General features: G+C 68.3%; 16 protein-coding genes. 2 read left to right on the top strand and 14 right to left on the bottom strand.

The features are described from left to right. Positions 1-73: 73 nt before the first annotated feature. From AB4Y72_RS16905 to AB4Y72_RS16840, 14 genes are all read right to left on the bottom strand, one after another. On the bottom strand, positions 74-3,583 hold the full coding sequence (locus AB4Y72_RS16905) for a N,N-dimethylformamidase beta subunit family domain-containing protein (protein WP_441427308.1): 3,510 nt from the start codon (positions 3,581-3,583) through the stop codon (positions 74-76). A gap of 429 nt (positions 3,584-4,012) precedes the next feature. Further along, complete coding sequence (locus AB4Y72_RS16900; protein WP_441427295.1) at positions 4,013-5,353, bottom strand: M18 family aminopeptidase; 1,341 nt, start codon at positions 5,351-5,353, stop codon at positions 4,013-4,015. 256 nt (positions 5,354-5,609) lie between these two features. After that, on the bottom strand, positions 5,610-7,109 hold the full coding sequence (locus AB4Y72_RS16895) for an amino acid permease (RefSeq protein WP_441427294.1): 1,500 nt from the start codon (positions 7,107-7,109) through the stop codon (positions 5,610-5,612). Positions 7,110-7,428: 319 nt separating this feature from the next. Beyond that, a complete protein-coding gene (locus AB4Y72_RS16890; protein ID WP_441427307.1) occupies positions 7,429-8,151 on the bottom strand; it encodes a response regulator in 723 nt (240 codons plus the stop codon). 16 nt (positions 8,152-8,167) lie between these two features. Further along, positions 8,168-9,562, bottom strand: a complete 1,395-nt coding sequence (locus AB4Y72_RS16885) for a sensor histidine kinase (protein ID WP_441427293.1) — start codon at positions 9,560-9,562, stop codon at positions 8,168-8,170. Positions 9,563-9,596: 34 nt separating this feature from the next. Then, the gene (locus tag AB4Y72_RS16880; protein WP_441427292.1) at positions 9,597-10,487 is read right to left on the bottom strand and encodes an ABC transporter permease; all 891 of its coding nucleotides are present in this window, start codon (positions 10,485-10,487) and stop codon (positions 9,597-9,599) included. 3 nt (positions 10,488-10,490) lie between these two features. Then, entirely contained in the window at positions 10,491-11,432 is a 942-nt protein-coding gene (locus AB4Y72_RS16875; RefSeq protein WP_441427291.1) for an ABC transporter ATP-binding protein, read from the bottom strand. Positions 11,433-11,636: 204 nt separating this feature from the next. Further along, positions 11,637-13,133, bottom strand: coding sequence for a bifunctional phosphatase PAP2/diacylglycerol kinase family protein (locus AB4Y72_RS16870; RefSeq protein WP_441427290.1), 1,497 nt, complete (start codon positions 13,131-13,133; stop codon positions 11,637-11,639). A 56-nt stretch (positions 13,134-13,189) separates the two neighbouring features. Next, positions 13,190-14,377 (bottom strand): MFS transporter, encoded by a 1,188-nt coding sequence (locus AB4Y72_RS16865; RefSeq protein WP_441427289.1) that lies wholly within the window; start codon positions 14,375-14,377, stop codon positions 13,190-13,192. Then, positions 14,374-15,147, bottom strand: a complete 774-nt coding sequence (locus AB4Y72_RS16860; RefSeq protein ID WP_441427288.1) for a DeoR/GlpR family DNA-binding transcription regulator — start codon at positions 15,145-15,147, stop codon at positions 14,374-14,376. The genes AB4Y72_RS16865 and AB4Y72_RS16860 overlap by 4 nt, the downstream gene beginning before the upstream one ends. Before the next feature lie 180 nt (positions 15,148-15,327). Then, on the bottom strand, positions 15,328-17,010 hold the full coding sequence (locus AB4Y72_RS16855; protein ID WP_441427287.1) for an ABC-F family ATP-binding cassette domain-containing protein: 1,683 nt from the start codon (positions 17,008-17,010) through the stop codon (positions 15,328-15,330). A 200-nt stretch (positions 17,011-17,210) separates the two neighbouring features. Next, entirely contained in the window at positions 17,211-19,232 is a 2,022-nt protein-coding gene (locus AB4Y72_RS16850) for a penicillin-binding transpeptidase domain-containing protein (RefSeq protein WP_441427286.1), read from the bottom strand. An 88-nt stretch (positions 19,233-19,320) separates the two neighbouring features. Continuing rightward, positions 19,321-19,977, bottom strand: a complete 657-nt coding sequence (locus AB4Y72_RS16845) for a response regulator (RefSeq protein WP_441427285.1) — start codon at positions 19,975-19,977, stop codon at positions 19,321-19,323. Next, complete coding sequence (locus tag AB4Y72_RS16840; RefSeq protein ID WP_441427284.1) at positions 19,974-21,383, bottom strand: sensor histidine kinase; 1,410 nt, start codon at positions 21,381-21,383, stop codon at positions 19,974-19,976. Before AB4Y72_RS16840 ends, AB4Y72_RS16845 begins: the two co-directional genes overlap by 4 nt. A gap of 187 nt (positions 21,384-21,570) precedes the next feature. On the opposite strand from AB4Y72_RS16840, the gene AB4Y72_RS16835 reads away from it, so the two are divergent. Beyond that, the gene (locus tag AB4Y72_RS16835; protein ID WP_441427283.1) at positions 21,571-22,725 is read left to right on the top strand and encodes an ABC transporter permease; all 1,155 of its coding nucleotides are present in this window, start codon (positions 21,571-21,573) and stop codon (positions 22,723-22,725) included. 44 nt (positions 22,726-22,769) lie between these two features. Beyond that, positions 22,770-23,480 carry an ABC transporter ATP-binding protein gene (locus AB4Y72_RS16830; RefSeq protein ID WP_441427282.1) on the top strand — a complete coding sequence of 237 codons (711 nt, stop codon included), beginning with the start codon at positions 22,770-22,772 and terminating at the stop codon, positions 23,478-23,480. Positions 23,481-23,487 lie beyond the last annotated feature (7 nt).

The following is a 23,487-nucleotide window of genomic DNA, read 5'->3' as shown; positions in this document are numbered from 1 at the left end:
ATGAACCCGACCACTGCCGCCGCCGCGAAGCGTTCAACGACTCTCATGTGTGTTCCGCCTGTTCCCTAGGCGACTATTGGCTCACGATGGCGTCGACCCAGTAGTTGGTGTTGTTGTAGCTGCTGGTGGGGAATGCGGTGGCGCCGTAGTTGTAGACGCCATTGGATCCGTCAGTACCGGCGGCCAGGCCATGCAGCGGCGCGTTGTCCGCTGCACTGCTGAAGTAGCCGCTGTTGGCGGAGTAGAACCCGTTCGGCGCCTGGTACGAAACCACATACGTCGTGTTGGCCGTGATGGACACCGGGCTGGAGAACGAGGCCTGTTGCCAGCCCGAGGCCGTTTCACCCGAGAACGTCACCGAGGCCAGCAGTGTCCCGGAAGCGGACCACAAATGACCCGTGTGGGTCCCGGTATTGCTGCTGCCTTTGTAGAACCTGACTCCGGTGACGGTCCCGGCCACGTCAGAGCGGAACTTCATCCCCAGCTCCACGGCATTGGGGTCATTCACCGTCACGGTGGACGGCACCGAAGTCGAACTGAACACGCTGCAGGGGCACCCGGTCGCAGCCGCGGCCGTGGTGAACAGCCATGAATACGGTGCCGCCATCACCTGCCCCGTACTGTTCGCGGCCCCGCTGACCGTCGCCGTGTACGTCGTGCCGTAYGCCAGGGCACTSCCCGGAGCGAACGTCGCCGTGTTGCCCGCCGAATCATACGAAACCGCACCCGCCACCGCAGTCCCGCCGCTGTCCTTCAACGTGAACAYCACCGACGACGCCGTCACCGGCTGATTGAACGTCACAGCCGGCTTCACCGACACCGCCACACCAGTCACCCCATTCGCCGGCGACACCGACGAAACAGCCGGCGCCGCCGGAGCCGCGGCCGTGGTGAACAGCCATGAATACGGTGCCGCCATCACCTGCCCCGTRCTGTTCGCGGCCCCGCTGACCGTCGCCGTGTACGTCGTGCCGTACGCCAGGGCACTSCCCGGAGCGAACGTCGCCGTGTTGCCCGCCGAATCATACGAAACCGCACCCGCCACCGCAGTCCCGCCGCTGTCCTTCAACGTGAACACCACCGACGACGCCGTCACCGGCTGATTGAACGTCACAGCCGGCTTCACCGACACCGCCACACCCGTCACCCCATTCGCCGGCGACACCGACGAAACAGCCGGCGCCGCCGGAGCAGATGGGCTAAAGACGGCGTCCACCCAGTAATATTCCGCGTCGTAGATCTGGTTTGGAAAGGTGGACGAACTGCCATAACGGTAGAACCCGTTGGGGGCTCCCGGCAGGCTGCGGGTGAAATGCAACGGAGCGCTGTCGGTGCTGCCATTTCCTGCAGGCGGAGGAGACGGGTGGTTATAGAAGAACCCGGTGTCCTGGGCATAGTGACCCGCCGGGGCGAAGTAGGACACTACATATTTCGTGTTCGCGGTCACCGCGAGAGGCGGGGAAAGCGTCGCACTCTGCCAACCGGTTGCCGATTCCCCACTGAAAGTGACCGTTGCAAGCCGTTGCCCGGATTCGCTCCAGACGCTGCCTACGTGGGTGCCGGTGTTCTTGGCGGACTTGTAGAACCGTACGGCGCTGATGGTTCCGGCCACGTCAGAATAGAACTTTGCCCCGACCTCAACGCCGCCCGCATCCCCGGCGTCCGGAGCCGTCGGTGCAATGTTCACGCCCACCAGTGAGCAGGGGCAGGGAATGTTCGCAACACTGCCGGGGCCGGGCGATTCGATGTTCCCGCTGTCATCAACGGCCCGGGAACGCAGAGTCGACGTCGGGTTTCCGTGAGCATTCCAGCTGAAGGTCCAATTCGATGTACCTGTTGCCGGGCGCCAATTTGCACCGCCGTCGGTGGAGATCTCGACGCCGGCGACGACGCCTCCGCCGGTGTCCGCGGCGGTGCCGCTGACGGTCACGACGGTGCCATCAGCTACTGTCGCGCCCGCCGCCGGGGAGGTAATTGTTGACGTCGGCGGGGCAGTATCCGTCGAGGCCTGGGCCGGAGTCAGCCCAGAAATGATGGTCACCGGCTGGGTTCCCATGTCGGCGAAAAGATTGACCGTGGCCTGTTGCATGTTCTTGTCGACTGCTTTGCCGGTGGTGAAGCCGTCCAGGCCCCAGGACCATTGCACGGTGCCGGCACCAAACACCAGGGCGCCGCTGGGCGCCTTGTAGAGCGTGAGGTTATGGGTCGCGGCCTGACCGTTCACCGTACTGGAACCGTAGTCGGTGAAAATTTCCGCCGAGGTGCTGTTTGTTTGCGACAACTTGAATGCTCCCGCCGGCCTGAACCCGTTATCGGCGTCGGAGTCCCATTCGTAGCCGAGCGTGCCCAGTCCGGCTCCCAGAGTCGCCATGGCCCCGGAGGCCAGCCCGGCAACCGCGGTGTTTCTCCACAGCCGCAGCTTACTGAAACTGGAGGGCACTGTGATGTCGGTGGTGCCGGAGTTGACCAGGAAGAACTGTCCCGTCAGGGCGTTCTCCGGGTTCCCTCCTCCCGTGGCGGTCCCGTACCGTGGATCCCGCCAGGTCCCGGTCCACGCCACGGGATCGGTGGGGGCGTTGAAATGGGTGTCCTTGTAGGCCACCAGGGTGCGTCCTTGGGTGTTCGTGCCGTCGGCACTGGCTTCCCATCGGGTGCGCCAGAAGGCTTCGTTGCCGCTGAAAAAGGCCAGATGCACGCCGGCGTCCCGGGCGGCCTCGACACTGGCCCGCTGGTCCCCGGACCAGTATTCATCGTGCCCCACAGAGGTAAATACTTTATGGTTCAACAGCAAGGGAGCCTTGGTGGCCACGTCCAAGCCGCTCATGTAGCTCACGTCGTAGCCGTTAGCTTCCATGAACCGAATCATCGGATATTCGGCGTACATCAGCCAGCTTCGCCCCTGGTCATCCGCCGCCGAGTTGAACGGCCTGTTGTACGAGACCTTGAACGCCGCCTTGTACGCCAGCGGGCTACCCGGAGGGCAGGACACCGTGCACGCGTAGAGGCTGTTCCCGCCGTAGCTGTTGTAGGCCTGCCACGTAGTGTCCGAGGTCTGGAACAGGACATCAGAATGGGCTGAATCGTCCCTGACCACGAAAGGAATGACGCTCGCGGCCGCGGTGTCATTGCGCACCAAACGGGCCAGATAAACCCCGGACACGGCTGAGGCCGGGACCTGCCAAGTCGCCGAGACGCCCCAGTTTCCGCAGTCAATCAGACCCGTGTCGGAGTACGTTGAACACGCCGGCTGGCTCTGCGGAAGCGCTGCGCTCGGCAGCACGTTCGCCGCGACCTTGCGGGCGCCCAGCCCCTGGTAGTACCCAAGCCGGTACACATCGATGTGGTACGAAGTGGACGGCGTCTTGACCTTGAACTTCACGGTATCGCCAATATCGACGCTCATGGACGTCGCATACCCCTGGATCGTGGCATCGCCAGCTCCGGTGACCTGCCACTCCGAGGCCGGATTGCCCGGCTGAGTGTTTTCGCAGGCCACTTTGCTCGCAATGGGTGCCGTGCATGGTCCGGCCGCGTACGCCGCCGGGACCGCGAAGACCGATAAGGCGGCGGCGAGTAGTGCCATGATCACTGACAGGACTGTCGGCCGGACAATCCGGGGTGGCAAAAAGGCGTGGGCAGACTTCACAGTGGACTCCCTGCTGGGGCGCGATCGTTCAAGGGCGCGGCCGCGGTGTCTGCACTACCTTGGCCCGACGAGGACGCCGATCCCTCGAAGTCCTGTCGTTTGATGCTTATCCAATTGTCGTGAAGCCATTCGCACGCGGAAGAGTCGAAGTGACTCTCCGCGGCAGTCCGGAACCTGGACCACCAACATGCGGGGCTTCCATACGCCTTGAACTCTAGGACCGCCCCGGAACGCCGGCCAGAGCATCGGAACCAACTTTGTGGGTATCCGCAGGATCCATGTGGGTCTGCAGTGTGCCGCTCGATTCAGGGTTGACCTGATGTAATGCCCCGGCCTGCTACGCCGCCGGCTGAGGCCCTGAAGCGGCTAGGCCGCCGTGCGGAAGAACGTCCGGGTGACCGTGGCCAGCCGGTGCGGGTCCTCGACCCCGCAGAGCTCGCGCGCCGAGTGCATGGACAGCAGGGGAACCCCGACGTCGACCGTCCGGATTCCGAGCCGGGTGGCCGTCAGGGGGCCGATGGTGGAGCCGCAGGGCATCACGTTGTTGGAGACGAATTCCTGGTACGGGACGCCGGCGTCGGTGCACAGCCGCGCCCAGAGCGCGGCCCCGGCGGCGTCGGTGGCGTAGCGCTGGTTGGCGTTGATCTTGAGCAGCGGGCCGCCGTTCAGGACCGGCCGGTTGGCGGGGTCGTGCCGCTCCGGATAGTTCGGGTGGACGGCATGGCCCGCGTCCGCCGAGACACAGAAGGACGCCGCGAAGGCCTGCCGCCGCTGGCTCGCCGAAGCCCCGAGCCCGTCGGAGATCCGCACCAGGATGTCTTCAAGGACCGGTCCGCAGGCACCGGAGCGCGACGCGGACCCGATTTCCTCGTGGTCGAAGGCCGCCAGCACGGCGATCGGTGAACCTTCCGGCAGCGCCGTGCCGGCGTGGGCGATCAGCGCAGTGAGGCCTGCGTGCGTCGCGGAGAGGTTGTCCAGCCGGCCGGAGGCGAAGAATTCGCTTTTCGCGCCGAACACGGCCGGGGCCTGGGTGTCCGCGATGACGACGTCGTACCCGCCGATCTGCGCCGGATCGACGTCGGCGTCCGTGACCCGCGCCGCCAGGAGGCCGAGCAGGTCCGCGCCGGCAGGATCGCCCAGCCCAAACACCGGGTTCATGTGCTGCTGTTTGTCCAGGGCCAGGCCTTCATTCACGGCCCGGTCAAGGTGGATGGCGAGCTGCGGAAAGCGCAGCAAGGGGCCGGTGGCCGTGAGGTGCTGCGTGCCGTCGCGCATGACGAGCCGGCCGGCGAGCTGGAGTTCGCGGTCCAGCCAGGAGTTCAGGAGGGGTCCGCCATAGACCTCAACGCCGGCCTGCAGCCAGCCGAACCTGCCCGTGGTGGGCTTGGGCTTGAGCTTGAAGGACGGCGAATCCGTGTGGGCGCCAAGGATGTTGAATCCCGTCGTCGGCCCGGCACCCGTGGGCACCACCCACGCGATGATGGCGCCGTCGCGGATCACGTAGAACTTGCCGCCCGCGGCGGCCGGCGTTCCGGAGGTGGAACCGGGTGCGACGCCGTCCCACGGCTGCAGCTCGTCAAGGCCCGTGAAGCCTGCCTCGTCCAGCCGGCGCGCGGCCTCATGGACGGCGTGGAAGCTTGACGGCGATGCGCTCACATACGCGCCGAGGTCCTGGATGTGGTCTGCGGCAGAGCTCGGTATTGGCATGGCTTCGAGTCTATCCCGGGGCGCACGGAGCGTTGGGCGCGGGCGGCGCGGGGCACGCGGGCCGGGGCACTGAGGCACTCGGCGCGGGGTACTCGGGCACCGGACATGCCCTCCCCTCCGCCGCAGGATTGGGCATGTCCCCCGGTGCACAAGGGACATGCCCTCCCCTCGGGCCAAAGAATGGACATGATGGGATTATGTCCACTGCTGGGCGCGGGGAGAGGGCATGTCCGGTGATCCGGGAGACCGCTGGCGCCTACGACGTCGGGCGGCCGCCCACTGTGGCTTCCTCGGCAGGAGCCCCGGCGCGATCCACCTTGACATCGTCAGCCTGAGCGTCGAAGCGGTCCACCGCGGGAGCGTCAGCCGGAGCCTCGGCGTCACCCGCGGCGGGAACGGTGGCTTTGGAACCGTTCTTGCGGTAGCGGAAGACGCCGAGCCCCACGACGATGGCGGCGAGGGCTAGCGAGAGCACCAGCGATTCCCGCGTGGATTCCAGGATCACCATGCCGATCAGGAGCGCGACGATGCTGACGATGGCCGCCCAGGTCAGGTACGGGAAGAGCCACATCTTCAGTTCGAGGTCCTTGGCTGCGGCGCCCATGCGGCGGCGCAGGATCAGCTGCGAGACGGCAATCACGAGCCACACGAACAGCGCGATGGCGCCGGAGGTGTTGACCAGGAACAGGAACACGGTGTCCGGGGCGATGTAGTTCAGGCCGACCGTGATGAAGCCGACCACCGTGGAGGCCAGGACGGCGGAAGAAGGCACGCCGCTCTTGGAAATCCGCATCCAGGACCGGGGGGCGTCGCCGCGCCGGGACAGGGAGAACAGCATGCGGCTGGCGGTGTAGAGGCCCGAGTTGAGGCAGGAGAGCACCGAGGTCAGCACCACGATGTCCATGATGGTGCCGGCTCCCGGGATGCCGAACAGTTCGATGACTGCAACGTAGGGGCTCTTGGCGACGGAGGCCGAGTTCCAGGGCAGCAGGGTGACCACAATGGCGATGGAACCGATGTAGAAGACGAGGATGCGCCAGACGGTGGACTTGACGGCCTTCTTGACGGCGTCGACCGGGTTCTCGGATTCGCCGGCGGCGATGGTGGCAATTTCCGCCCCGAAGAAGGAGAAAACGACGACGAGGATGCCCGCCAGCACCGCGCCGGGACCGTTCGGCATGAAGCCGCCCCTGCCGGTCAGGTTTTCCAGGCCGGGGGCCGGGACACCCGGGATGAGGCCGAGGATGGCGGCGACGCCGAAGATCAGGAACAGCACGATCGCGGCGACCTTGATGGAGGCGAACCAGAACTCGAACTCCCCGTATGACTTTACGGAGCCGAGGTTGGTCAGCGTCAGGAGCACCATGAGGGCCAGGGCCCAGACCCACTGGTCGATGCCGGGTACCCAGCGGTGCATGATCGCGGCGCCGGCCGTGGCCTCGATGCCGAGGACGATGATCCAGAACCACGCGTAGAGCCAGCCGATGCTGAACCCTGCCCAGCGGCCCAAGGCTTTGTCCGCGTAGGTGGAGAACGAACCGGTTTCCGGGTTGGCCGCAGCCATCTCGCCGAGCATGCGCATGACCAGGATGACGACGAGTCCCGCCGCAGCATAGGCCACCAGGATGCCGGGGCCGGCCTGCTGGATGGCGGCACCGGACCCGACAAACAGTCCGGCGCCGATCACGCCGGCGATCGCGATCATGGACAGATGCCTGGGTTTTAGGGATTTTGAGAGCTGCTGGTCAGCGTGCATGGAAGCGCCGTCCTTCGTGGGGGGTCAGGCCCGTTCGTATGCCCGCACAGCATGGGTTCCATGCTGTGCGGCGGGCCACAATGTCGTTTCACCCTAGACCGCGCGGAGCGTCGCCAGTCTTGTGCAGTCCCACATATGACGGCGGGCCGGACCGGGCTTTGGTCCAACATGAAGGTGCAATAAACAACTAAAGTTCACTCAAGGGCAATTTGGCCATGTGCCTGAAACCACTGCTTCAAAGAACCAGGCGCCGGCAGAACGCCCGGGGTCCGGCTGGCCGCCCAACCCGCCCCCAGTAGACGCCCCCAATAACCGGCCGCTAGTAATCCGCGTTGCTGGGGACCACGAGGCCGGTCTCGTAGGCGTACACGACCGCCTGGACGCGGTCGCGGAGGTGCAGCTTGGTGAGGATCCGGCGCACGTGCGTCTTGACCGTGGCCTCGGACAGGAAGTACCGTTGCGCGATTTCGGCATTGGAAAGACCTTCCGCCATCGCGCCGAGCATCTCGGTTTCGCGCGGGGTCAGGTCCTCCAGCAGCGGGTCCTTCGCGGGGCGCGCCGGGCCACCGGCCGGACCGCCGTCGTCGCCCGGCATACTGCCCGCACCCGTGCGGGCCGCCCCGGCCGCGCCCGCACCGCCGCCCGCACCGGAACCCGCTCCGGCGCCGCGGACATAGGTCTCCAACAGCCGCTGTGTAACCCGCGGGGCCACGACGGCATCGCCGCTGGCGACGACGCGGACCGCACTGATCAGCTCGGCCGGGGCCACGTCCTTGAGCAGGAAGGCCGAGGCCCCGGCCCGCAGCCCGGCAAAGGCGTATTCGTCCAGGTCAAAAGTGGTCAGAATGATGATCTTGGCGGAGGATCCGGACGCCGCGATGGCCCGGGTGGCCTCGATCCCGTCCAGCCCCGGCATCCGCACGTCCATCAGGACGACGTCGGGCGCCAGTTCCCGGACCTGCCGGACCGCTTCGGCGCCATCGGACGCTTCGCCCGCGACGCACAGATCGTCTTCACCCTCCAGGATGAGGCGGAACCCCATCCTCAGCAGCGGCTGGTCATCCACCAGCAGAACGCGTATGAGTCGTTCGTCGACCACTGTTCCCCCTTGTTTCCGTTGCGGTGTCGTCAATGCAGTTCAGTTCCGCGTGAACCCGCCAACCGGCGTCGCCGGAGCGGCCGGCCTGCACGGTTCCTGCGTAAATCCTTGCCCGTTCCCGCATCCCGGCGATGCCCTGGCCGGTGCCGAGGAACTCCAGGGCATCGGGCCTGCCGTGCGCGCCGGCCGCGGGGCTGCCGGGTTCACCGGTGCCCCGGCCGTCGTCGGCCACATCAATGGTGACGAGGGAGCCGTCCCGGACAATGCTCACGTCCACGCGGCTGAGTGCCCGCCCGTAGCGCAGCACGTTGGTCAGCGACTCCTGCACGATCCTGTACACGGTCAGCTGGAACGCCGCATCCGAAGGCAGGGACGGGCCGGTGTGCGTGTAATGCAGCGGCAGACCAGCCGTGCGGAAGCCCTCGAGAAGTTTGGCCAGATTGTCCCCGGCCACCAGCGGTTCGCGGGGAGCATGTCCGGCGGCATCGTCGCGCAGCACGCCGAGTACGCGCCGCATGTCCGCCAGCGCGGTGCGGCCCGTGCGGGAAAGTTCCGCGAGAACGCCTGCGGCGCGCTCGGGATCTTTCGTGAGCACGACGGCGGCGCCGTCCGAAAGGCTGATCATCACGGTCAGCGAGTGCGCCACGATGTCATGCATTTCTCGCGCGATCCGGTTCCTTTCCGTGACCGAGCCCAGCTGCTGGGCGCGGGCCGCCCAGGCGGCGATTTCGTGCTCGTGCTCGCGCCGCTGCCGCACCGAGATCCCCATTCCCGTGGCGATCACGTTGGAAAGCGTGATGCCGATGCCGGCAGCGATGCTCGCGACCAGCTGGAAATTCTCCGGCGAGCGGTCCGCCATGTCCGGGAGCCGCCCGTCCAGCGGGCCGACGGCCAACTGGAGGTACAGGAGCACCAGCGGGGCGGTCGTCAGGGCCAGGGCCGCCAGGGCGAACCGGCGCGTGCGGACCACCGCCACGGCGTACAGCGCAAACCAGAGCCCGGCGGAGACGTTGGACCCCCAGGGATGCAGGCAGGTGACGGCCAGGTCCAGGACGCCCACGGCCGCCGCCACCCTTACGGGATGGGACCGCCGGAAGAGCAGGACGGGCGCGGCCGCAGCCAGCAGCACGGCCACCGGCCAGTCCCCCCGGCCGAGTGACTCGACCGCCGTGGGCACCACCAGGACCAGGTAGCCGAGCACCACCAGGACATCCATGACCCGCGGATTGGCCAGCAGGTAGCGTCGTAGCCGGCCGCGGCGGCGGGCGGCGAGTTCGGCGAAGGACGCGTCCGCCGGTCCGGCAAGCGCGTCCTTCACCGGCACTTGCACTGCCGCAGGGACTGCCTCAATCATGCGTCGAGCCTAGAGGCCGAGCCGGTGGACCGGGCTAGACATCGCGCTTCTTGAGCAGGAAGCCGGCCAGCAGCACCGGGATGACCACCCAGGCGCCCAGGACCAGGGCGGCCTGCCACGCCTCAAGGGTATTCGTGACGTGATCCACCGCGGTCAGCGGTTCCACCGTGTTGCCGGGAAGGTATTTGCGGGCTTCCACGAAGAAGTCGCCCGGAATGAGCTGGAAGGCGATGGGCGCCACGAAGAACAGGCCGACCAGGCTCATGATGCCGCCCGCGGAGTTGCGGATCAAGGTGCCCAAGGCCATGCCGATCGCGGCGACCGCGGCCACGTAGATGCTGTTGACCATGAGCATCTTGATCGACTGGGAACTGCCCAGGTCCAGGTCGAGGCCGTAGTTGTCCAGGATCGGCACTGCCACGAACCCGGCGGCCAGGGTGGACGCGGCCGTGACGGCGAAGGAGGTCAGCACCACCACCACGAGCTTGGCCGCGAACGCGGGGATGCGCTTGGGCACTGCCGCAAACGTGGACCGGGCCATGCCGGTAGTGAATTCCGAACTCATTAACAGCACGCCGAGGGAGCCGAGGATCAGCTGGGCGAACGCGATACCGGAGGTGGGGACGCCGACGGCGAGGTCCCCGCCCTGCGCCGCGAGCCGGGCGCCGGCCTGCGGGTCCCGGGTCGCGGCCTCGGAGAACTGCCCCGTTCCCCAGGCCGAGAGTGCGCCGAACCCCACCATGACGATCACCGTGGAGCCGAGCAGGATCAGGGTGGAGAGCAGGGTTCGGAACTTGATGAATTCTGAGTTGAGGACCCGCAGAAAGGTGGGGCCGGGGCCGGCACTCGTGCCGTTTCCGGACCGTTGCGTGTGGGAGCCGGCGCCGCGGGGCGAGGGCGTGGATTCAACGGTTGTGGAGCTCATGGCTTAGTTGCCTCCGGCTTCGACGGGAACGGCGCCCGTGGTGATGAGCGAGTGGTATTCGACCTCGTCCTTGGTCAGTTCCATGTAGGCCTCCTCGAGGCTGGCCTGGAGCGGTGTCAGTTCGTAGATCATGACGTGGTTTTCCAGCGCCGCAGTGGCGATCTGCCGCGGGTCCAGCCCCTTGACCTCAAGGAGTTCGCGCTCCTGGACCTCCACCGAGACGCCGGCGCCGGCCAATAGCTGCATGAGCCGGTCCGGTTGGTCGGTCCGGACCCGCGTGCTGCCGCGTCCCTTGCCGGTGATGATCTCCTGAATCGGCGCGTCCGCGATGATCCTGCCGCGGCCGATCACGATCAGGTGGTCCGCCGTGACGGCCATTTCGCTCATGAGGTGGCTGGAGAGGAAGACCGTGCGCCCCTCGGAGGCCAGGTACTTCACCAGATTGCGGACCCACACCACCCCCTCCGGATCCAGACCGTTGACGGGTTCGTCCAGGATGACGGTCTGCGGGTCGCCCAGGAGGGCGGCGGCGATGCCCAGGCGCTGGCCCATGCCGAGCGAGAAGCCGCCGACTTTCTTCTTGGCTACTTCTGCGAGACCGGTCATCTCGATGACGTCGCGGACGCGCGCCTTGGGGATGCTGTGGGTCGCGGCCATGGCCAGCAGGTGGTTGTGGGCGGAGCGGCCCGTGTGGACGGCCTTGGCGTCGAGCAGGGCGCCGACGTCGCGCAGCGGGGCGGCGTGCCGGGTGAGCGGTGATCCGTTGACGGTCACGGAGCCCGACGTCGGCCGGTCCAGTCCCATGATCATGCGCATGGTGGTGGATTTTCCGGCCCCGTTGGGGCCCAGGAAGCCGGTGACCCGGCCGGCTTCGACGGTGAAATTGACGCCGTCGACGGCGGTTTTGTCGCCATAAACCTTGGTCAGGCCTCGTGCTTCGATCATGGAAGCGTTCCTTTGCGTAGCGGGAGATTGTCCGGTACACCGCAGGTGCGGGGCCGTCTCCACCCCACGCTACCGATGCCGGGGGCATATTTCGCCGGTCTCAGGGATGATTCAGGGGCGAATCAGGGTAGTCCGTGAGGATGACGCGCCCGCCCGCGGGGTCCGGGCCGGGGCGGGTGAGCCCGGAGCCACGCGGCCGGCGGCTCAGCCGCGCGGAGAGTAGTAGGTCAGGGCGCCGCCGCGGACGGTGAATTCCACGCTGCGCACCCCGGGCATGACCTCGCCGTCGACGGCCAGGACCATGGGCCCGTTCCCGGGCTCCACCGTGATCCGGTCCGTTTCAGTGAGGTGGGTGATCCCGGAGCTGGCCACGGTGCCGGTCAGTACGGCCCAGAGCAGCCGCAGCCGGGCGAACGGTTCATCGGCCGTGATCATCCGCAGGTCCAGGATCCCGTCCGCCAGCACGGGCCGGACCAGCGGCGCGTGGTCACGGGGGTAGTAGCGGCCGCGTCCGATGTACAGGATCCACAGCCGGTGCCGCACCCCGTTGACGATCAGGGTGGTGGGGGTGCCCGCCGCGAAGGTCCGGAACATGGCCACCACGCCGGCGAGCGGCTTGCCCAGTGCCGGCTGGAGTTGCTCCCGCCGGCGGACCAGGTTCGGATAGAGGCCGATGCTGGCCGTGTTGAGCATGCTCAATTCGAGGTGTTCGGGGCTGTCGGGCAGGCCGCGTTCCACCCTCACGTGGCCGAGGTCGGCCACGGCGGCTTCGCCGTGCGAAGCCGCCTGCACAGCCGCCTCCAGCGTGGGCGTCCCGGCGTCGCGGGCGAAGTGGTTGAGCGTTCCGCCCGGGAGCACCAGCAGCGGGAGGGAATGGTCCGCGGCGGCCGCCGCCGCGGCGCCGACAGTTCCGTCGCCGCCCCAGACCCCCAAGGCCGCGATGCCCGGCCGTGTCGCGAGCCCGGCGATTTCGGCGGCGACGTCCCCGTCCGGCCCGATCTCCTGTATATACGCCTTGGGGAATATTTTTTGCAGGGCGTCAGCGGTCTCGTCCGCATAGGATCCGCCCAGGGTGTTGATCGCGATGCAGAGCCCCTCCCCGTCGGGGAGTTCTGCGGCCTGGCCGGCACTGCGTCGGGTGTCGGGGAACGGCGGCCGGACGGGCCACCACTTCCGTGTCACCATGGCCGCTCCGGCACCGATCGCTGAACCAAACAGCACGTCCGAGGGCCAGTGCGCGCCGGTGTGCACGCGGGAATAGGCCACCCCGGCCGCGACGGGGGCAAGCGCCGCGCCCAGGGCCGGGCGGACCAGGCCGACGCCCAGGGCAAAGGCAACGGCGGAGGCGGAGTGCCCCGACGGCATCGACGAACTTGTCGGCTGCGGGTTGACGAACCGGAAGACCGGGAGGTGTTCGGGCAGGGGGCGGGCCCGGGGAAGGAGTGTCTTGAACACGACGTTGGTTACTGCCGATGCCGCGCCCTGAGCGATCAGCCCGTGCACGGCTGCCCTCCGCGTCTTTCCGGGCACGAGGGCCATGACCCCGGCGATGCCGAACCACAGCTTGCCCTTGTTGGCGGCGGCGGAGAGGCGGCGGAAGAACTCATCGTGGCTTCCGCCCGGAAGATTGGAGACGGCGCGCACCAGTTTGCGGTCGAATTTCGACAGGCGTCCGGGGGCCTTCCTCAGGATGGTTCGCATTGGACCACCCTACTGCCGGAGGGGGCGCACCGCAGGCGGGGCGCGGCCGCCCATCGTTACCTGGCGGCCAGTGGCTTCGCGGCGCGGGCGAGCAGCAGGGCCACCAGAATCGGGACCCCGATCGCTAGCAGCGCGGTCCTGATTCCCGTCGCGTCCCCCAGGTAGCCCAGCAGGGGCGGCCCGGCGAGGAACGCGACGTAGCCCAGTGTGGACACGACGGACACCCGGGCGGCGGCCTTCCCGGGATCATCTGCCGCGGCGGACATCCCGATGGGAAACGCCAGGGCGGCACCTACGCCCCAGAGCACGGCACCGGCCGCGGCCAGCCAGATCGTGCCGGCGAACACGAAGAGGCAGAGGCCCGCAGCGGCAGCGGCCATGCTGGCGCGGAGCACGGCCACACGGCCGTAGGCATCGATCGCCCGGCCACCGAAGAACCGCATGGCGGTCATGGCCAGCACAAAGGCGGCGAACAGCAGCGCCCCCGTGGATTGTTCCGCGCCCAGACCGTCTACGGCGGCCTTGGCAATCCAGTCGTTGCCGGCGCCTTCGGTCAGGGTGGCGCCCAGAACGACGACGCCGATCAGCAGCGTGCGGCCGTCCCGCCAGGCCGACCGGCCCGCGGCGTGAGCCGAGTCCCCGCCGACGGGTGCGGCGCTGGCCGTATGGGGCAGGAAGTACCGCGGCGCCACCGTGGTCAGGACGGCAACGACGCAGGCGATGACCAGCAGGTGCGCCGGGAGTCCAACCCCCAGGGTGGAGAGGCCGGCGCCGATCAGCGCTCCGACGAACGCGCCGCCGCTGAAGGCGGCGTGGAACTGCGGCATGATGGTGCGCCCGAGCCGGTGTTCGACGTCGGCGCCTTCAATGTTTTGCGAGACGTCCCACAACCCGATCCCGATTCCGAAGAAGAACAGGGCAATCGCCGTCGCCGGGACGGACTCGGCCATCAGGGACAGTGCGACGCCGACGCCGGCGGCCGCGGCCACCAGTCCGGCGCTCCGCACGGTGTTGGCGGTGCCGATCTTGCCCACGACGAAGCCGGCCGTCGGCAGGGCGATCAGCGAGCCGACCGCCACGCACAGCAGCAGGGTTCCCATCTGTCCCGCAGTGATGTGCAGCATGTCCGTGACCGCCGGGATGCGGGCGGCCCAGCTGGCGAAGACCAATCCGTTGATCCCGAAGACGAGGAAGGTGGCCCCGGCGGCGGCTTTCACTTGTGAATCCGTTGCGGTACTGGTCATACGATCACTGCTTCCACTGAGTGTTGTGCGAGGTGGGCACGTTCTTCCGGACTGAGCCGGCGATCCGTCACGATGGCGTCCACGGCGTCCAGGGTCGCCACGAGGGCGACGGCGCTGGCATCCCATTTGGCTCCGGCGCACGCGACGATCACCCTGGCCGCGGATTCGAGGCCGGCGCGCTTCACCGCGGCGTCGTCAAGGTCATGGGCCAGCAGCCCGTCTTTGAGGTTCAGGGCGCAGGGGGTGACCACCGCGGCGTCGAAACGCAGCGAGCGGATGTTGGACTCCGTCATCGGCCCCCGAAAAGACAGTTCTCCGGGGACGAGACTGCCGCCCGGCATGAGGACCTCCGGCCGCCGTCCGGCCGGCGGATCGTCCGGACACAGCAGGCTGACAGCCCGCAATGACATCGGCATGATGGTCATCTCGCGCTGGCGCAGCCGGCGGGCGATCTCCGTGGCCGTGGTGCCGCTGTCCAGCCAGACGTGCCCCCGGTCAGGGAGCATGGCCGCCACGCCCGCGGCGATCCGGACCTTGGCCGCGTGGTCCTCCAGCTCGCGGTGCCCGTATTCCGGGTTTTCACCGCCCGTCACCAGGCTCATCGCCCCGCCGTGCACCCTCCGCAGCACGCCGTGGAGCGCCAGGACGTCGAGGTCGCGCCGGATCGTGGCCCCCGAGGCACCGCAGGCGCTCATCAGTTCGTCGACGGTCACGTGCTCCCTGCGGCGCAGCAGCTCGCCGATCAGGCGGCGCCGTTCATCAGTATGCATGATCAAATGCTAACAAATGGTGATCATTTAATCATCGGATGCGCAAATCCCCAACGCTCCCTCACCTACCGCAAGCAGACCCCCAACGCTCCCTCACCTACCGCAAGCAAACCCCCAACGCTCCCTCACCGGGTGAGGAAGCGTTGGCGAAAAACGTGCCGGACGTGAGGGAGGGTCTGCCTAGCGGGCCCGATCGACGCGCTTTTCGTCCCAGACCGGCTCCGCGGATTCATAGACCCTGCCGTCGGAACCAAAAACCATGAAGCGGTCGAAGGTGCGGGCGAACCAGCGGTCGTGGGTGACCGCCAGAACGGTGCCCTCGAAGTGGTCGATCGCCCGTTCCAGGGCCTCGGCCGAGTGCAGGTCCAGGTTGTCCGTGGGCTCGTCGAGCAGCAGCAGGGTGGCCCCGGAGAGCTGCAGGAGCAGGATCTGGAAGCGGGCCTGCTGGCCGCCGGAGAGGGATTCGTACTTCTGCTCGGACTGCCCCGCGAGGCCGTAACCGTCCAGCGCGCCGGCCGCGGCTTCACGGCCGAGCCCGGAGCGGTGCTCGTCACCCCGGTGCAGGATCTCCAGCAGGGTCTTGCCCAGGAGATCGGGCCGGACGTGGGTCTGGGCGAAGAAGCCGGGCCGGATCCGGGCGCCGAGTTTCACTGTGCCTTCGTGCGGAACCTCCGCGATCTCGACGTCGGACACCGGCAGGTGCTCCCGCTCCGGATCGGTGCCGCCGGTGGCGAGCAGGCGCAGGAAGTGGCTCTTGCCCGAACCGTTCGACCCGAGGACGCCCACCCGGTCGCCAAACCAGATCTCGGTGGAGAACGGCTTCATGAGGCCCGTCAGTTCCAGCTTCTCCGCGACAATGGCGCGTTTGGCGGTACGTCCGCCCTTGAGCCGCATCTTCACGTTCTGCTCGATAGGCAGGGCCTCGGGCGGCCCGGCCTCGAGGAACTTCGCCAGCCTGGTCTGGGCGGCGTGGTACCGGTTGGCCATGTCGGAGCGGAAGGCGGCCTTGTTCTTGTACATGTTGACGAGTTCCTTGAGCTTGACGTGCTCCTCGTCCCAGCGCTTGCGGAGCTCCTCGAAGCGCGCGTTCCGATCCGCGCGGGCATCCACGTAGGAGCCGAAGCCGCCGCCGTGGACCCAGGCGCCGGCGCCGTTGATACCGGGTTCCAGGGTGACAATGCGTCCCGCGGCGTTGTTGAGCAGTTCGCGGTCGTGGCTGATGAAGAACACGGTCTTCTTCGAGTCGTTCAGCTTGCCCTCGAGCCAGCGCTTGCCCGGGACGTCGAGGTAGTTGTCCGGCTCGTCGAGAAGCAGGAGTTCATCGGGGCCGGCGAAGAGGGCCTCGAGCACCAGGCGCTTCTGCTCGCCGCCGGAGAGGCTCGACGCCGGGCGGTGCTGCGCGCGGTCGAAGGGCAGGCCGAGGGCCGCCATGCAGACCTCGTCCCAGACCGTTTCGACGTCGTAGCCGCCGGCGTCCCCCCAGTCCACGATCGCCTGGGCGTACTGCATCTGGGTGGGCTCGTCGTCGTGTTCCATCATGGCCAGTTCCGCCTCGTCTACGGCGCGTGCCGCGGCGGCCAGTGCGGGCGGCGCGGCGGACACCAGCAGGTCGCGGACCGTGGAATCGTCCCGGACCTGGCCGACGAACTGGCGCATGATGCCCATGTTGCCGGAGCGGCCGATCACACCTTCGTCCGGGACGAGATCGCCGGAAATGATCCGGAACAACGTGGTCTTGCCGGTGCCGTTCGGCCCGATCAGCGCCGTCTTGGTGCCGTCCGGGACCTTGAATGTCACCCCGTTGAGCAGCTGGGTGCCGTCGGAGAGGAAATAGTCGATGCCGGAAACGTCAATATGAGCCACGCGTTCAATCTTCCCACGTGCATCTTCCCGCCCAAGCGGACGCTCCTGGCCACCGTGAAGGAGCGTCCGCCGATTCACTGCCGGACCTGAGGGAGCGTCCAGCGATTCGCTGCAGGACCTGAGGGAGGATCCAGCGATTCGCTGCAGGACCTGAGGGAGCGTCCGCAGATTCGCCGCAGGACCTGAGGGAGGATCCGGCGTTACCCGGCGGCGGTGAGGAACTCCTTCAGCAACGGCCCGGAGGTCGTGGCGCCCAGGCCGCCGTCGTCCACGAACACCGCGACGGCGAGGTCGCCGTGCACTGCCACGATCCAGGCGTGGGTCTTCGGCGGGTTATCCGTGCCGAATTCGGCGGTGCCGGTCTTGGCACCCACCGGCGCGCCCGGCACCGAGGCAAGGAAACCGGCGTGGCCGGAGGTCACGACGGCGCGCATCATGTCCTTCAAATAGGCAGCTTCCGCTGCTGTCACCGGCGCGGCGGAAGCCTTTGCGGGGGCGGCAGCGGACGAAGACGCATCGCCGGCCGCCGTTGGCGCGGCCGAGCTGGACGGCGTGCCTGTCGCCGCGGCGTTGCCGGACGCGGGCGGCGCCGGGGTGGCCGCGGCGTTCGGATTCCGCACGAGCTGGGCCGAAACGGGCGCTCCCTTGGCCACGGAGCCTGCCATGATGGCGGCGGCCAGCGGGGACAGGAGCACCTTGCCCTGGCCGATCATCGAAGCGGCGTGTTCGGTGCCCTCGGCGGCGCCCGGGACCGATCCGAGGAAGGCCGCGGCGCCCAGCGCCGGCGCGTCGACGGCGACCCCCAGGGACGTGGCGGCGGATTCCAGCTCGGCCTGGGTGACCTTGTCGCGCGCGTTAATGAAGGCCGTATTGCAGGAATGCGCAAAGGCCTCACGGAGGGGCACGGAACCCAGCGAGGACTCGGGATAGCCCTCAGCGTTCTTGAACGTCCGGCCGTCCACGGTGAGGGTCGGGGTGCATTCGACCTTGGAGTCCGGCGTCATTCCCTTGCGGAAGAGCGCCAGGGAATCCACCATTTTGAAGATGGAACCCGGCGCGTACTGGCCCAGCATGGCCGTATCGTAGCCGTTGCTGCCGGGCCCGGAAGCGGCCGCGAGGACGGCGCCGCTGGAGGGTCGGATCGCCACGATGGCCGAGGCCGGGCCGACCTTGCCGAGGACGTCCTCCGCCAGTTGCTGGAGCTTCGGATCGAGCGTGGTCTTCAGCGGGGTCCCGGGCTTCATCGGTGCCTGGAACAGGATCCGGCGCGGGTCAGTGGGCGCCGCCTTGAGCTGTTCTGCCGTCAGACCGGCCTTCTGGGCGCGGATCACGAGGCCGTTGGAACCGCGCAGCTGTGTGTCATATTGCTGCTGGAGTCCGCCGTTGCCGGTGGTGTCGCCGGGCTTGAGTGCTCCGCCGGATTTTTCGATCTGTTCCGCGCTGGCCTCGGCGGCGGTTCCCAAGAGGGCCCGCGCGAACGTCCGGGTGGGCGCCAACGGCAGGGTGTCAGGGATGGCGCGGCCGCCGGGGATGGCGGAGATCTGCTCGTTGGTGATGGTCCGGGTGCTATCGTCGCGCAGCGTGATGGCTGCCACGAACGCCTGGGCTCCGGCTGCCGCCACCTGCTTGGAGTAGACGCCCGGGTCCACGCCGACCAACTGGGCGAGCTTGGTGGCCGAGTCCGCGGCGTCGGCCCGGCCGAGCTGGGTCTTGTCGATGCCGACGTTGACCACCGGCCGGTACGTGACCAGGGGGACGTCCCCGGCGCCAAGAATGGGTGCCCGCTTGGGGGTCTCGCTGGAGGTGCTGAGGACCTCCCCGTCCGCCAGATCCGGCACCAGAATGGCCGGATTCCAGACGGTGAGCCATTTGTCGCCCGACTTCTTCAGCTGGGCGGAAACGGTGTACTTCCACTCGTCGGCGCCCACCTTCCAGGTGTAGTTGAGCGGGACCTTGGCCGTGTCGGCGTCCAGTTTCAGCTCTCCGGCCTGCACCGACGGCTTGGCCGGATCGAGCGCCTTGAACACCTCTTTGAGCTGGTCATTTGCCGCCCCGGAGTCCTTGCCGTCGAAGGCGACGGACCCGACGTCGAGCGCGGACACCGCGGTCGCGAGCTGCGTGGCGGCGCCCTGAGCGCCGGACCGCCCGTCATCGCAGGCCACCAGGGAGGCGCCAAGAACGAGACCCACGAGGGCAAGTGAAAGTTTTGAAGAGTTCCCCATCGCGCCATTATGCACTGAACCGCTGACAACTCCGTTGTCACATGACTCAGGCACCCGCCGGGCTGCCGCTGCCGGCGGCCGACGCGGCTTAGGGCCGCCGGATGATCCTGCGCTGCGCGGCCACGGCGATTGCGGCGGTGCGGTTGTCCACGCCGAGCTTGCCGTAGATGTGCACCAGGTGGGTCTTGACCGTGGCCTCGGAAATGAAAAGCTGTTTCGCGATCGCCCGGTTTCCCATGCCGGTCGCCAGCAGTTCCAGCAACTGGATCTCGCGGCCGGACAGGGCAGGCTCAGGATTTCTGATCCGGCCCATCAGCCTGGCCGCCACCTCGGGTGCGAGTGCCGTCCCGCCGGCCGCCGCGGAGAGCACGGCCTGCCGGATCTGTTCGGGCGGGGCATCCTTGAGCATGTAGCCGCTGGCGCCGGCCTCGACGGCGGCAAGGATGTCCGAGTCGGAGTCGTACGTGGTGAGGATGAGCACCGCGGGCGCCGGCTGGCCGGCTTCTCCCGCTTTAATCCGGCCGGTGGCGGTGACGCCGTCCATGCCCGCGCCCATCTGCAGGTCCATGAGCACCACGTCCGCGGGCTCGCCCAGGGTATGGAGCCTGGCCAGTCCCGCCACGGCGGCGCCGCCGTCGGCCGCCTCGGCCACTACCGTTAGGCCCTCGAGGTCACCCAGCATCGCCCGCAGCCCGGCCCGGACCACCGGGTGGTCGTCCACCAGGAACACCCGGATGGTAGTCATGGCTGGCCCCCGCCGGCTTGCACGGATGCGGAGGGGAACATCGACGCGGAGCCAGACGCTTGACCCAGCGGCAGCCGGATGGCCACCACGGTGCCCTCGCCGGGGGCGGATTCAATATCCAGCTGCCCGTGCAGGGCTGCTACCCGGTCCCGCAGCGACGTCAGCCCGTAGCCGGAACCGTCCGGGCCGGCGGTCACGGACGCCGGGTCGAACCCGAAGCCATCATCGTAGATGTCCATGGCCACTTCCTGCCCAAGGAAGGACAGGGTGACCACGGCGCTGCCCGCCTGTGCATGAACCCGGACGTTGGCCAGGCTCGCTTGTGCGGCCCGGAGCAGCGCGGCCTGGTGGGCGGCGGGAAGGTCGGCCGGCATCCCTTCGACGTCGAGACGGCAGCGGAGGGCGGCACCGCGCGCGGCCGATTCCGCTTCGGTCTCTTCGCACAGCCGGCGGAGGCTGGCCACAAGGGAGCCGTCCTCGAGGGCGGGGGACTGAAGGGCGCGGACGAAGTTGCGCGCCTCGGCAAGGTTGGCCGCCGCTGTGTCCCGGACGATGCGGAGCCTTTCCCGCGCCACCGCGGGATTGCCGTCATCCAGGGCCTTCTCGGCCGCGCGGCCCATCAGCACAATGCTGGACAGGCCCTGGGCGAGGGTGTCATGGATTTCCCGGGCCAGCCGGGTGCGCTCGGCCAGCGTGCCCGCGTCGCGCTGGGTCCGGGCCAGTGCGGCTCGGGTGCGGCGGAGCTCTTCAGCCGCCAGCCGCTGGTTTTCCGCCTCCAGGAACAGCGCGCGGTACGCCAGCCCGGTAACCACGGCGAAGGCTGCGCCGAACGCCGGGCCGAGCACCAGGGGCAGCTGCGGTGCCAGGCCGGCCGGTTCCGCACCGGACTGCTCCCAGGGTGCGATGCCGCCGTTGTGAAACCACAGGGCCGTGATGACCAGCGCGGTGCTGAGAGCGATTGCCGGCAGCGCCAGCCGTCGCCGGAGCACGTGCAGCTGCAGGAAAAATAGCGGAAACACCAGCCAGGCGAAGTCGGCGCTGGCCCAGATCAGCAGCAGCCAAAGGAGGCTGACGCCGCCCAGCCACCAGCCCGAGTAGGGCCGCGGGTCGAACCTGCCGGGCTGCGCGGCGTGCCGCTTCTCTAGCACGGTGCCCAGGAGGTAGAAGCCGGCGAGCAGCAGTGCCAGCAGCAGGGTGATCCAGCCGGCGCCATGGATGCCGCCGCTGAGGAGCCGGACCAGCGCCACCAGGAGCAGTACCGCAAAGCCGACGTGAAGACTCACCCGAAGGACGCGCAGTATGACGGCCGCCCCGGTGGGCTCCGGGTCCTCCTGCACTGTTCCGGCCGGCACTGTTCCGGCCGGCACTGTGCCGTTGTGGACCGTGTTCGCGGCATCGCCCTCCATCCTTCCAGCCTAGTGCCGGCAGGGGGCCAGCACGCGGAAAACGCTGCTGCGCTGTCGGAATCAACCGATTGGTTGACCGTGCGGCCGTCCGAGCGGCGCCGGCGGTCCATCCGGGCGGCCGATGCCCCCGGGCCCCTTCGCGGGGAGGCTTGAATCAAGGCCTCCAACGTCAGGAAAAAGGACCATCATGTATCTCGCCATCCGCGACATCCGCTTCGCCAAGGGGCGGTTTGCCCTCATGGGCGCGGTCGTCGCCCTCATCACTCTTCTGCTCGTCATGCTCTCCGGCCTCACCGCCGGACTTGGCAACCAGTCGACGTCGGCCCTCGCGGCCCTCCCGGCGGACCAGCTGGTCTTCGGCGCCCCTGCTGGCGGCGTGGCCAAGGCCTCCTTCACAGAATCCGAAGTCACGCGGGCCCAGCAGGCCCAGTGGGCGGCCCGCGACGGCGTCGCCCGGGCCGATGCCCTGGGGATCAGCCAGAGCCGCTTCCAGGCGCTGGGCGCCGGCGGCGTCCCGGCCCGCACGGCAAGCGTGGCGGTCTTCGGCACCGACCCGGCGGCCGGCCTGGCTCCGGCCGCACTGTCCGAGGGGACCATCGCCGTCGGAACAGGCCTCGCGGCCGAACTGGGCCTCAGCATTGGCAGCCGCGCGTCGGTCGGCGGTTCGGACCTGATCGTGGCGGCCATTGTTCCGGAGCAGTGGTATTCGCACACCGGCGTCGTGTGGACCACGCTGGCCGACTGGCACAAGCTGGCCCACATCCCGGACGGCGGCGCCGCAACGGTGCTCGCGGTGAGCTTCGACGGCGGTAATTTCGACGCCCGGACGTCCGGCTCACCGACATCCGGCTCAGGGAAGGCCGGCACCGGATCCGGCGTGGATATCGGTGCCGCCAACACGGCCGCCGGAACGGTCAGCACCAGCGTCGACGGATCCTTCCAGGCCCTGGGCTCCTACAAGAGCGAGAACGGCTCGCTGATGCTTATGCAGGCGTTCCTGTACGGCATTTCCGCCCTCGTCATTGTCGCCTTCCTGACGGTCTGGACGGTCCAGCGCACCCGCGACATCGCCGTCCTGAAAGCCCTGGGCGGCTCCGCCCGCTATATCCTCCGGGACGCCATGGCTCAGGCAGCCCTGGTCCTGCTGGCCGGGGCCGCGGCCGGCGGTTTGGCCGGCGTGGCCGGCGGTGTCCTGGCGTCCCGTGCCGCACCGTTCCTCATCACCCCCGGGACCGCGCTGCTGCCCATCGCGGGCATCGTGATCCTCGGCCTGGCCGGGGCCGCCCTGGCGGTCCGCAGCGTCGCGCGGGTCGATCCGCTCATCGCCCTCGGCGGCAACTGACCGGCCGAGCCCCGTCCTGCTATATTCCTAGAAAGGCATATCTAATGACTTCCGCCCTGGACCTTGTCAACGTCACGCTGGAATACCCCGACGGAGACGGCACCCTCAAAGCATTGGATGACGTGAGCCTCAAAGTCCGCCCGGGGGAATTCGTTTCCCTGATCGGCCCCTCGGGGTCCGGAAAATCCTCCCTGCTTGCCGTCGCCGCCACCCTCGTCCGGCCCACCGCCGGCCTGGTGGTGATCGATGGCCAAGACGCCGGCGGGCTGCCCGACGCCGGCCGCACCGCACTGCGCCGGGACAAGATCGGCATCATCTTCCAGCAGCCCAATCTCCTTCCATCCCTCAGCGCGGTGGAACAGCTGGTCATCACAGAGCGCCTGCGCGGAGGGACCGCCCGGGCGGCCACGGAACGCGCAGCGGGGCTGCTGGACCTCGTGGGCCTCGGGCGGGAACTGGCGAAGCGGCCCCACCAGCTCTCCGGCGGCCAACGCCAGCGGGTCAACATCGCCCGGGCGCTCATGGGAAGCCCTGCCGTGCTGCTCGTGGACGAACCAACCGCAGCCCTGGACCACCCCCGCAGTGAGGCGATCGTCCGGCTCCTGCGGCAAGTCACGGACGAATTCAGCGTGGCAACCGTCATGGTCACGCATGACACGGATTTCGTGGCGTTCACGGATGCCGTGGCGAGCATGCGCGACGGCCGGTTGTCGGACCCGGTGACGCCAGCAATGGCGGCCGGGCAGCCAAGCTAGAAGCCCG

The sequence above is a fragment of the Arthrobacter sp. YAF34 genome, assembly GCF_052113245.1.
Taxonomy (GTDB): Bacteria; Actinomycetota; Actinomycetes; order Actinomycetales; family Micrococcaceae; genus Arthrobacter.
Note: the sequence above shows the minus strand (reverse complement) of the source record. Positions and strands in the feature narration are given on the sequence as shown.

Bases quoted from the DNA above. Each gene is read 5' to 3' on its own strand.
- AB4Y72_RS16870 (WP_441427290.1), bottom strand. From the start codon at position 13,133: ATGCGAACCATCCTGAGGAAGGCCCCCGGACGCCTGTCGAAATTCGAC.
- AB4Y72_RS16830 (WP_441427282.1), top strand. From the start codon at position 22,770: ATGACTTCCGCCCTGGACCTTGTCAACGTCACGCTGGAATACCCCGAC.
- AB4Y72_RS16850 (WP_441427286.1), bottom strand. From the start codon at position 19,232: ATGGGGAACTCTTCAAAACTTTCACTTGCCCTCGTGGGTCTCGTTCTT.
- AB4Y72_RS16890 (WP_441427307.1), bottom strand. From the start codon at position 8,151: ATGGGGTTCCGCCTCATCCTGGAGGGTGAAGACGATCTGTGCGTCGCG.
- AB4Y72_RS16840 (WP_441427284.1), bottom strand. From the start codon at position 21,383: ATGGAGGGCGATGCCGCGAACACGGTCCACAACGGCACAGTGCCGGCC.
- AB4Y72_RS16895 (WP_441427294.1), bottom strand. From the start codon at position 7,109: ATGCACGCTGACCAGCAGCTCTCAAAATCCCTAAAACCCAGGCATCTG.
- AB4Y72_RS16835 (WP_441427283.1), top strand. From the start codon at position 21,571: ATGTATCTCGCCATCCGCGACATCCGCTTCGCCAAGGGGCGGTTTGCC.
- AB4Y72_RS16900 (WP_441427295.1), bottom strand. From the start codon at position 5,353: ATGCCAATACCGAGCTCTGCCGCAGACCACATCCAGGACCTCGGCGCG.
- AB4Y72_RS16885 (WP_441427293.1), bottom strand. From the start codon at position 9,562: ATGATTGAGGCAGTCCCTGCGGCAGTGCAAGTGCCGGTGAAGGACGCG.
- AB4Y72_RS16875 (WP_441427291.1), bottom strand. From the start codon at position 11,432: ATGATCGAAGCACGAGGCCTGACCAAGGTTTATGGCGACAAAACCGCC.
- AB4Y72_RS16865 (WP_441427289.1), bottom strand. From the start codon at position 14,377: ATGACCAGTACCGCAACGGATTCACAAGTGAAAGCCGCCGCCGGGGCC.
- AB4Y72_RS16880 (WP_441427292.1), bottom strand. From the start codon at position 10,487: ATGAGCTCCACAACCGTTGAATCCACGCCCTCGCCCCGCGGCGCCGGC.
- AB4Y72_RS16860 (WP_441427288.1), bottom strand. From the start codon at position 15,147: ATGCATACTGATGAACGGCGCCGCCTGATCGGCGAGCTGCTGCGCCGC.
- AB4Y72_RS16845 (WP_441427285.1), bottom strand. From the start codon at position 19,977: ATGACTACCATCCGGGTGTTCCTGGTGGACGACCACCCGGTGGTCCGG.